Raw genomic sequence first — 8,416 nt, 5'->3', positions numbered from 1 at the left:
CGCATGATCGAGATCCGCAAACAGAACAGGGCCTTCGGACTCGGCTCCTACACCGAACTCCCCTCCTCCAACCCCGCCGTCCTCGCCTTCCTGCGCGAAGCGCCGCCGGCCGAGGGCGAGGGTGAGGGGGACGACGACCTGGTGCTGTGCGTGCACAACTTCTCGCGCTTCGCCCAGCCCACCGAGCTCGACCTGCGCGAGTTCAACGGCAGGCACCCGGTCGAGCTGATCGGCGGCGTACGGTTCCCCGCCATCGGCGAACTGCCCTACCTGCTCACCCTCGCCGGTCACGGCTTCTACTGGTTCCGTCTCCGGAAGGAAGCCGTGTAGCGCGGCCACGGCAGCCGTCCAGGGCGCTGTCCGGAACCCAACCGGGTTCCGGACAGCGGCGGTTCAGTACCCATCAGATCCAGACACACCCTCCGGGAAGCCTCAATAGCACCCGTCTCGCCATCTTCAAACCATCCCGTTATCACGTTTTGATAACGCGGCCTCCACACTTCATCCACACACTTCCCACCGTGCACACACACCCCTAATCTGATCTTGGCCACCTCGACGGAGGCCACTCCCTGGGGGGGGAGTTCACGGCATGCGCGTAACGTGGGAGTGGATGAGAATGTCCAGGCCAGGCACCGTTTTATAGCGGCTCTCCCGCTCGGCGAACCGGCGCCCCGCGTCAGCGGGCGACCTCACGGCCGGCCGGCCGCCGACCCGACGTTGTGCGTGTCCTGTGAAGACCGCGGCGACGGGACGCCCCGGGAACCCGCTCTGTATCCCGGATAAAGGGCCCGTCCCGTCGCCGCCACGTTTCCGACCCGCACGCGGACACGGAATCCCGCGGTCTCCGCGGCTCCTCCCCCTGACCGGCGCGGGGGATTCGCACGCCCCCGGGCGAACTTCCCCCGCGCCACCCCCCGGTGGCTCGCCGGCCGCGCGTTCCGTCAAGCCCGTAGGCCCGAACTTGTCCGCAGGAGAGAACAGTTGAAGCTGGCAGTACGCAGTGCGACGGCGGAGCCCGCCGAGACGCCGGCCGCCCCGCGGCCGCCCCGGCGCCGGCACTGGGCCCAGCGGGTGCTCTCGGCCCTCCTGAGCCTGGTGGTCGTCCTGCTCACCGTCGGTTTCGCGGTGGCGGCCGTCTCGGTCAAGTCCGGCAAGTGGCAGGCCAGTTCGGTCCTCAGCGGCAGCATGGAACCGACTCTCCCGACCGGAAGCGTCGTCATCGCCCAGCGGAAGCCGGTGACGTCGCTGAAGGTCGGTGACATCGTTATCTTCCACCGCCCGGACGAGCCCGAACGCCAGGTCGTGCACCGGATCGTGAAGATCACGCCCTCCACGCGGGGCCCGGTCCTCGAAACCAAGGGCGACGCCAACCGGACCCAGGACCCCTGGCACGTCCGCCCCCAGGACGACACCGCGTGGATCGTCCGCCACGACGTGCCGTACGTCGGCTACGTCGTCACCTCGATCCACACCGAAACCGGCTTCAGGGTGCTGCTCGGCGCGGCCGCCGTGCTGATCGCGGGCGGCGCGGTCGTCCTGCTGTGGCGCCCGAGGAAGCCGCCCACCCCACAGACCACCACCCCCTAAGGGCGACGGGACTCCTTCCCGTGACACGACGCCGGGCAGCCCCCAGCCAGGGAGCCGCCGTGGGGGGCCGTGTCGTGCCCTGGGCGCAAGCCCGAACCCTCACCCATCCAAGAGAAGGGCCCACACCGTGGCCATTTCCACCAAGAAGAAGACGATCGCGGCCGCCGCGATCGCCGTCGGCAGCCTCGCCCTCATCGGCGCCGGCGCCGGCGCCACCTTCACCGACACGGTCACCGCGCAGACGGACCTGCGCTCCGGCCACGCCGACCTCAACATCGTCAAGGCCGAAGGCGCCACCTCGGCGTACGACGGTGTCGCCCCGCACGCCACCTACACCTGGGGCGGCACCTCTGCCTGGAACATCGTGTCCGGCAACTACGCCGTTCTCGAGGGCGAGCAGCTCCTGGGCTCCTCCACCAGCCGTCTGGTCACCAACTTCACGGTCGAGAACGACGGCACCGCCGGTGCGGGCGTCGCGTTCGACGTCGTGAAGAGCGGCGACCTGGGCGGCGCCCTGAACGTGAAGGTGACGCGCGTCGACGCCGCCACCGACTCGACCTGGCTGAACAAGGGCGCCAAGGCCACCTACAAGGTGGAGATCGAGGTCAAGAACCTCGACAACTCCTGGCAGAACCTGACCGGTTCGGTCGCCGTCAAGGTCACCGCCACCTCCTGATCCACCCCCGCGTGAGTGGGCCGGAGCGGTTCCGACCGCTTCCATCGGCCGGAACCTCCGGCCCACCCCGCAACACGCCCTGGTCCAGTGACCACCGACCCGCCACGGGATTGCCCTCCCGCGGCGGGTTCAGGCGCTGCGGCCACCCTACGGGCACACCGGCCGCCCCGGGCCGACGCCCCCGCACGCCGGAGCACCGCTCCCGAAAGGTCTCTCACATGGCCATTTCCAACAAGAAGAAGGCGATCGCCGTCGCCGCGATCCTTGCCGGCAGCATCGGCCTGGTGAGCATCGGCAGCAGCGCCGTGTTCACCGACACCGTGACCGCCGAGTCCACGGTCAAGGCCGGCACGGCGAAGATCGAGATCCAGGCGGACGGCTGGACGATCAGCGACGGCGGTCACGCGGCCACGCTCGACGAGCCGCTGCTGATCACGTCGTCGACGGACGAGATCGACGTCCCGCTCGACAACTCGAACCTCACCGTCTGGAACCGCGGCGACATTCCGGTGGCCTTCGCCCCGAGCGTGGCGCGTACCGGTGACCTCGACGTCCAGGTGTCGTTCGTCCGTACCGGCGGCGACACCGACGGGTCGGACGCGGTCGCGCCCGGCCACTACGTCCAGTACCGCGTCGTCATCAAGGCCACGAACCTCGGCAACGAGTCCTCGGGCAAGACGGCCAAGGTCACGTTCCGCGTGAACGCCACCGCCTGACCCGAGCGCGTCCCGGGCGAGCCCACAGCCCACCCGGTCCGGCCCGGCCTCGCGCCGGCCGGGCAGGGTGGGCCCGGGCGTTCACGCCATGGCGCCCCTCCACCGGGGCGTAGACCCGACCCAGCTCAATCAGAAGGGCGCTACACCCATGGCCATCTCCGACCGGAGAAAGATCGCGGCGGTACTCGTACTGGCCGCGGGCGGCATTGGCCTTGTCGGCGTGAGCAGCGGTGCCACGTTCACCAGCACCGTGACGGGGTCCTTCACGGTCGAGGCGGACTTCCCTCCCACCCCGACGGCCACGGCCACGGTCACGGCCGAGCCCACCGTGTCGGCTCCGGGGACTCCCACCGACCCGGGAACGGGAAGCACGGCCCCCTCGGACCCCGGTTCCGCCACTCCCACCCCGACTCCCACTCCCACGGCCACGAAGACCGCCAGGCTGACGACCGTCGCCCTGAACTCCAGCGACTGGTTCACGAGCGCCGCCCCGGTCTTCACGTACAAGAACAAGGAGATCGAGTTCACCGGTACGGCCGCCAAGATGATCGGTGGCTTCACGGCGCAGAACACCGGTGACATCGGCCTGTCGGTCACGGTCACCGTCAGCCTGCCCTCCGACCTCGTCGGGAAGGTCACGGCGGAGGTCCGGCTGGTCAAGGGCACGGCCGTGCTGAAGGCCGCGGCCGACCAGCACGGTGAGTCCGCGGGGTACGAGCTCTGGCTCACGCCCAAGAAGTCGGGCGACGGGATCTCCAAGGATCACGCGAAGGACATCCGTCTCACCTTCGCCCACACCACCGGCTGACCCGGACGCGTACTCCGGTCCCACGCGGTACGCGCGGGCGGGAGTGAACGTCGCAGGGGTGTCCAGGTCTGGTGTCACACACCGGAATTGGACACCCTTGTGCCGTGTCAGCGGGAAATCTCCTGGACCCGTTCGACCGAAAAGGCCCCGGGGCGGGGCGGTTTCCACGGCTGCGCCCGGGGCACCCATGCAGGAACACCGTTTCTAGGGACTGAGCGGGAGTGAGTCCTGTTGCCGGAACCCGTGCCCAGCCGAACACCCCGGACGGTGCCGGGCGTTCTGGTCACCCGCGTCCGCTCCGCGTCCGGGCGGCACGGATCGTGTCCGTGGTCCGGGAACGCGGGGGCGGATTTCCTCACGCCCCGGGGTTTCCGGTCCGGTCCGGACGGTCCGATGGCCCGCACGATCACCGTCATGCGGGGGCGGTGCCGTCCGACGCCTGATCGGATGTTCCAGGGCGCGACTCGCCCGATCCGCTCACCCCCACCCGGCCCCAAGAACCCGATCCCCTCACCGCACTCGACGACCACAAGCCACAGCGGTCACGCATTCGAGACAGGAACTCCCGTTCCCTCCCGAGCCTCGTACGAGCGAAGGCTCTGGAAACGCACTCGCGCGGGCACACGCTTACGCACAGGCACCCGTTGCCGCCCCCGGGGAAAGGACGCGACCCATGTCGGAAGCCGTCACACGCACCGCACCCACAGGTCCCGGCCTTCTGGCGTCCCTCGATCCGCTGCTGCGCACCTGGCTGCCGCGGCAGCGCTGGTTCGCCGGCAAGGGACGGCCCGTCACCGGCCTCTCGCTGGTCACCGCCACCGAGCTGCTCCCGGCGAACGGCCCGCTCGGCCTCCACCACCTGCTGGTGCGCGCCCACCAGCCGCCCGTGCCGGGCGCCCCGGCCGTCCCCGGCGACTGCTACCAGTTACTGATCGGCGTACGCGAGGCGCTGCCGCCCCGGCTGGCGCCGGCGCTGATCGGACACCTGACCGAGGGCCCGCTCTCCGGGCGCACCGTGTACGAGGCCCTCTACGACCCCCAGCCCGCCGATGTGCTCCTGGAAGCCCTGCGCTCCCGGGCCCGCATCGGCGCACTTCGTTTCGAGCGGGACACCGGGCAGGAGATACGGGCCGGTCTCGTACCGCGGATGATGACCGCCGAGCAGTCCAACTCGTCGGTGGTCTACGGGGACACGTTCATCCTCAAGCTGCTGCGCCGGGTCGTTCCCGGGATCAATCCCGACCTCGAACTGCCGCTGGCCCTGGCCCGCGAGGGCTGCGCGCGGGTACCGGCCCCCACCGCCTGGCTGCGGGCCGAGCTGTCCGGGCAGTCGTACGTCCTCGGTGTGCTCCAGCCGTTCGTGCAGGGCGCCTCGGACGGCTGGGAGCTGGCGCTGCGCGAGCTCGCCAAGGGCGAGGACTTCGCCGCCGAGGCGCGGGCACTGGGGCGCGCCACCGCCGAGGTGCACACGGCACTGGCCCGCGCGCTGCCCGTGGTGTCCCTGGGCCACGCCCAGGTGCGGCCGCTGGCCGACGCGATGGCCGAGCGGCTGAACGCCGCCGCGCAGGCGGTGCCCGTGTTACGGCCCCACGCACCCGGTCTGCGGACCGCGTTCGAGGCGCTGGCGGATCTGTCCGCCGAGGGCCACACGTGGACGGCCCAGCGCGTCCACGGCGATCTGCATCTCGGCCAGTGTCTGCGCTCCCCGGACGGGGAGTGGTCACTCATCGACTTCGAGGGCGAACCCTCGAAACCGCTCGCCGAGCGCCGTATGCCCCAGCCCCCGGCACGTGACATCGCCGGCATGCTCCGCTCCTTCGACTACGCGGCCCACTCCGTGCCCCGGACACCCGGTGCCACGGGGGCACCACCGGAGTCCGGCTGGGCCGACACCTGCCGGGCCGCCTACTGCACCGGATACGCCGAGGCCGGCGGCCTCGACCCGCGCACGGATCCCGTACTGCTGCGTGCCTTCGAGACGGACAAGGCCGTGTACGAGGTCGTGTACGAGGCCCGGCATCGCCCGGACTGGCTGCCGGTTCCGCTGGCGGCGGTACGGCGGCTGGCCACCACGCCCTGAACCCCTGTGCCCCGCCCCAGCTCAACCGCCCGAGGAGGCCCTGCCCGTGACGCCCCGCCCCCGGCCCGACGACACTCCGAAGAAGACCGGCGCGAAGAAGACCGGCGCGAAGAGGACCAGCGCGAAGAAACCGGCGCCCGAAGACAAGAAGCCCGCCGAGCTGCCGACGGCCGGGAGGACGGCGGACGAGACGCCGGCCGACGCGGGGGCCGCGAACGAAAGGGCGGCGGACGAAAAGGCGGTCAAGGTCCGGGACCCGGCCGGTCCCGTCCCAGCCCTTCCCGTCCCGGCCCTTCCCGTCCCAGCCGGTCCCGTCCCGGCCGGGAGCCATGGCCCCACCGGCGCGACGCCTCCCGCCGGAGTCGGCCCCGCGGACCGACAGCGGCTTCTCGACGGCACGCACCACGACCCGCACGGAGTGCTGGGCGCCCATCCGGCGCCCGGCGGCGTCGCGTTCCGGGCCTTTCGCCCGTACGCGCTCGGCGTCACCGTCGTCACCGGCGAACTGCGCGCGGAACTGCGCGACGACGGGGACGGCTTCTTCTCGGGACTGCTGCCGCTGCGCGCGGTCCCGGACTCCTACCGGCTGCTCGTGGCCTACGAGGGGACGGTGCTGGAGACCGAGGACGCGTACCGGTTCCTGCCCGCGATAGGTGAGCTGGACCTGCATCTGATCGGCGAGGGCCGGCACGAGGAGCTGTGGCGGGCGCTCGGCGCCGAGCCGATGGAGCATCAGGGCGTCGCCGGAACGCGGTTCACCGTGTGGGCCCCGAACGCGCGCGGTGTGCGGCTCGCCGGCGGCTTCAACTTCTGGGACGGCACGGGACATCCGATGCGGTCGCTGGGATCGACCGGGGTGTGGGAGCTGTTCGTTCCGGCGATCGGCGAGGGCGAGCTGTACAAGTTCGACATCGCCCGCCCGGACGGCTCCCGCACCCTGCGCGCGGACCCGATGGCCCGCCGCACCGAGACGCCGCCCGCCACGTCGTCGGTCGTCCACGCGTCCCACCACGAGTGGCACGACACGGAGTGGATGGCGCGGCGGGCCGACCGGCCGGTCCACGAGGCGCCGTTCTCGGTGTACGAGGTGCATCTGCCCTCCTGGCGACCGAGTCTGACCTATCGTCAGCTCGCCGATCAGCTTCCCGCCTACGTCAGGGACCTCGGCTTCACCCATGTCGAGCTGATGCCCGTCGCCGAGCACCCCTTCGGCGGCTCCTGGGGCTACCAGGTCACCGGGTTCTACGCGCCCACCGCGCGCCTGGGCACCCCCGACGACTTCAAGTACCTCGTCGACGCCCTCCACCGCGCCGGCGTCGGCGTCCTCATGGACTGGGTCCCAGCCCACTTCCCGCGCGACGAATGGGCCCTCGCGGAGTTCGACGGCCGCCCGCTCTACGAGCACGCCGACCCGCTCCGGGCCGACCACCCCGACTGGGGCACCCTGGAGTTCGACTACGGCCGCCGCGAGGTCCGCAACTTCCTCGTCGCCAACGCCACCTACTGGTGCGAGGAGTTCCACATCGACGGCCTGCGCGTCGACGCCGTCGCCTCCATGCTCTACCTCGACTACTCCCGTGAACCCGGCCAGTGGGTCCCCAACGAGCACGGCGGCCGCGAGAACCTGGACGCGGTGGCCTTCCTCCAGGAGATGAACGCCACCGTCTACCGCCGCAACCCCGGTGTGGTCACGGTCGCCGAGGAGTCCACCGCCTGGGACGGCGTCACCCGGGCCACCGACCACATCGGTCCCGGGGGCTTCGGCGGTCTGGGGTTCGGGCTGAAGTGGAACATGGGCTGGATGCACGACTCGCTGGACTATGTGTCCCACGACCCGGTGCACCGCAAGTACCACCACGACGAGATGACCTTCTCGATGGTGTACGCCTACAGCGAGAACTACGTCCTGCCGATCTCCCACGACGAGGTCGTGCACGGCAAACGCTCACTCGTCTCCAAGATGCCCGGCGACTGGTGGCAGCAGCGCGCCAACCTGCGCGCCTACCTCGCCTTCATGTGGGCCCACCCCGGCAAGCAACTCCTCTTCATGGGCCAGGAGTTCGCCCAGGGCGCCGAGTGGTCCGAGGCCCACGGCCCCGACTGGTGGCTGCTGGACCCCGCCTACGGCGCCGAACCCGACCACCGCGGGGTCCGGGACCTCGTCCGCGACCTCAACACCCGCTACCGCGGCGAGCCCGCGCTGTGGGAACGCGACACCGACCCGTCCGGCTTCGCCTGGATCACCGGAGACTCCGCCGACGACAACGTCTTCGCCTTCCTGCGGCACGCCGCCGACGGCACCCCGCTCCTCGCCGTCTCCCACCTCTCCCCCGCCGTCCGCCACGGCTACCGCCTCGGCGTCCCCGAGGACATCCCCGCCTGGCACGAGATCCTCAACACCGACACCGCCCGCTACGGCGGAAGCGACGTCACCAACCCCGACCCCGTCAAACCGGAGCCCACCGGCTGGCACGGCCGCGCGGCCAGCATCCAGCTGACCCTGCCACCCCTCGCGACGGTGTGGCTGCGGCCCGCCTAGCGGTGCG

7 protein-coding genes and 1 pseudogene are annotated in these 8,416 nt (G+C 71.1%); 7 read left to right on the top strand and 1 reads right to left on the bottom strand.

Features of this window, described 5'->3' with window-relative positions; genetic code table 11:
- The 5 genes from ACF07B_RS26620 to ACF07B_RS26600 all read left to right on the top strand — a co-directional run.
- On the top strand, positions 1–330 hold a 330-nt coding region (locus tag ACF07B_RS26620; RefSeq protein ID WP_392180777.1), incomplete at its 5' end, for an alpha-glucosidase C-terminal domain-containing protein.
- Between the two features lie 654 nt (positions 331–984).
- Entirely contained in the window at positions 985–1,590 is a 606-nt protein-coding gene (locus tag ACF07B_RS26615; RefSeq protein WP_392180776.1) for a signal peptidase I, read from the top strand.
- Between the two features lie 127 nt (positions 1,591–1,717).
- Entirely contained in the window at positions 1,718–2,266 is a 549-nt protein-coding gene (locus ACF07B_RS26610; protein ID WP_369485676.1) for a hypothetical protein, read from the top strand.
- Between the two features lie 218 nt (positions 2,267–2,484).
- Positions 2,485–2,982, top strand: coding sequence for a hypothetical protein (locus tag ACF07B_RS26605; protein ID WP_392180775.1), 498 nt, complete (start codon positions 2,485–2,487; stop codon positions 2,980–2,982).
- Positions 2,983–3,130: 148 nt separating this feature from the next.
- Positions 3,131–3,790, top strand: a complete 660-nt coding sequence (locus ACF07B_RS26600) for a hypothetical protein (protein ID WP_392180774.1) — start codon at positions 3,131–3,133, stop codon at positions 3,788–3,790.
- 204 nt (positions 3,791–3,994) lie between these two features.
- Here ACF07B_RS26600 and ACF07B_RS26595 read toward each other — a convergent pair.
- A pseudogene (locus ACF07B_RS26595) lies at positions 3,995–4,252 on the bottom strand (IS200/IS605 family accessory protein TnpB-related protein); the annotation flags it as partial.
- Between the two features lie 211 nt (positions 4,253–4,463).
- Between ACF07B_RS26595 and ACF07B_RS26590 the strand changes: the two are divergent.
- Both ACF07B_RS26590 and glgB read left to right on the top strand, forming a co-directional pair.
- Positions 4,464–5,870 (top strand): phosphotransferase, encoded by a 1,407-nt coding sequence (locus tag ACF07B_RS26590; RefSeq protein ID WP_392180773.1) that lies wholly within the window; start codon positions 4,464–4,466, stop codon positions 5,868–5,870.
- Between the two features lie 46 nt (positions 5,871–5,916).
- A complete protein-coding gene (gene glgB, locus ACF07B_RS26585) occupies positions 5,917–8,409 on the top strand; it encodes a 1,4-alpha-glucan branching enzyme (protein WP_392180772.1) in 2,493 nt (830 codons plus the stop codon).
- Positions 8,410–8,416 lie beyond the last annotated feature (7 nt).

It is taken from the genome of Streptomyces sp. NPDC015532, from assembly GCF_043078065.1.
In the GTDB taxonomy this organism is placed as follows: domain Bacteria; phylum Actinomycetota; class Actinomycetes; order Streptomycetales; family Streptomycetaceae; genus Streptomyces.
The sequence above is the reverse complement of the archived record's forward strand: the minus strand, read 5'-3'. Positions and strand labels throughout refer to the sequence as shown.

Bases quoted from the DNA above. Each gene is read 5' to 3' on its own strand.
- ACF07B_RS26605 (WP_392180775.1), top strand. From the start codon at position 2,485: ATGGCCATTTCCAACAAGAAGAAGGCGATCGCCGTCGCCGCGATCCTT.
- ACF07B_RS26600 (WP_392180774.1), top strand. From the start codon at position 3,131: ATGGCCATCTCCGACCGGAGAAAGATCGCGGCGGTACTCGTACTGGCC.
- ACF07B_RS26590 (WP_392180773.1), top strand. From the start codon at position 4,464: ATGTCGGAAGCCGTCACACGCACCGCACCCACAGGTCCCGGCCTTCTG.